The following is a 1,581-nucleotide window of genomic DNA, read 5'->3' as shown; positions in this document are numbered from 1 at the left end:
GTATCCGCTCCATAAACCCCGTCTTCCGTTGACGAGGCTTTGTTATCAGGATGCGCTCGTCGGCGGGCAGTTCCACGGCAGCAGGGCTTCGAAGTCTTCGATGCTATTGGCCAAGGGCAGGCGTTCGAGGATATAGCGCAGCCAGGCATAGGGCTCCTGCCCATTAGCCTTGGCGGTCTCGATCAGACTGTAGAGCTGCGCGCTGGCTGTGGCGCCCTTGGGCGTGTCGCTGAACAGCCAGTTCTTGCGGCCGATCACGAAGGGGCGGATGGCGTTCTCGGCACGGTTGTTGTCGATGGGCAGATGCCCGCCCTCGACGTAGCGCACGAGCCGGCTCCAGTTGCTGGCCAGGTAGTTCACCGCCTTGCCCAAGGCATTCTGCGCGGTGACCTGCGGCTGGGTCTTGTCCAGCCAGGCCTTGAGCTGTTCCAGGATCGGCAGGCTGTGTTGCTGGCGGGCCTGGTAGCGCTCGGTATCGTTGCCGTCCTGGTGATCGCGCTCAATGCCATAGAGTTTGTTGATCAGGTTCAGTGCCATGTCGGCGCGCCCGATCTTGCCCTTGGGCTGCACCTTCTGCGCGTCGATGAACTTGCGCCGGGCGTGAGCCCAGCAGGCCAGACGCTCGATTCCCGCGTGCGCGGCCACGGCGTTGTAGCCGGCGTAGTCATCGGTCATCAGGTAGCCGCTGAAGCCTTCGAGCAGGCGCAACGGCACGTCCTGCGCACGGCTGGTGCTGTAGTCGAACAGGACGACAGGTTCCTCCGGCGGGCCGCCGCTCTGCACCCACATCCAGGACTGCGCCGTTGGATCGCGCCCGGGTTCATGCAGCACCTGCAGCCGGGTTTCGTCGCAGTGCAGCACCGGGTAACCCAGCAACTGGTCGCGCATGAGGTTGAGCAGGGGCTGCAACTGTTCGCCAGACTGGATCACCCAGCGCGCCAGGGTCTGGCGGGGGATGTCGATACCGTGGCGACTGAGCATCTTCTCGAAACGATACAGCGGGATGCCATCGGCGTACTTGGTGGTCAACAGCATGGCCAGCACGCTGGGGCTGGCCAGGCTTTTCTCGATCAGTTGCGCCGGTTTGTCAGCGGTGACCGGGGCGGCTTCGCAGGCCTTGCAGGCATAGGTCTTGCGGATATGGCGGATCACCCGCACCTGCATCGGGATGATTTCCAACTGCTCGCTGGTTTCCTCGCCGATGGCCTGTTTGCGGCAGCCGCACGCGCAAGTCAGCTCGTGCTCGGGCAGTTCATGGACGATTTCCACGCGCGGCAGATTGGCCGGCAGCGGCTTGCGCTTGCCACGTCGCTTCACGGGGAAGACGGCTTCTTCGGCTTCGGCAGCCCCCGACTCGCTTGCAGGCTTCGACTCCTCGGTCAACTCCTCCGCCTCGTTGAACATGGCCAGTTGCGGGGAGTCGGCATCCTCGAGGCTGCGCTCGGACTTTGGCGAGAACAATTTGTGGCGCAGCAGAGCAACCTGTTCCTGCAATTGCAGAACCAGGGCCTTGAGCAGGACGGGATCGTCGGGAAGGTTGTCGGCGCCAGATTTCATGGCGCCGGATTATACCGGCTCAGC

The 1,581-nt window shown here is 63.5% G+C and carries 1 protein-coding gene; it reads right to left on the bottom strand.

Annotation, left to right across the window (positions count from 1 at the left end):
- Positions 1–45 precede the first annotated feature (45 nt).
- On the bottom strand, positions 46–1,557 hold the full coding sequence (gene tnpC / locus G559_RS0123435; protein WP_028630562.1) for an IS66 family transposase: 1,512 nt from the start codon (positions 1,555–1,557) through the stop codon (positions 46–48).
- Positions 1,558–1,581: the final 24 nt, after the last annotated feature.

The organism is Metapseudomonas resinovorans DSM 21078 (genome assembly GCF_000423545.1).
Lineage (GTDB): Bacteria > Pseudomonadota > Gammaproteobacteria > Pseudomonadales > Pseudomonadaceae > Metapseudomonas > Metapseudomonas resinovorans.
The sequence above is the reverse complement of the archived record's forward strand: the minus strand, read 5'-3'. Positions and strand labels throughout refer to the sequence as shown.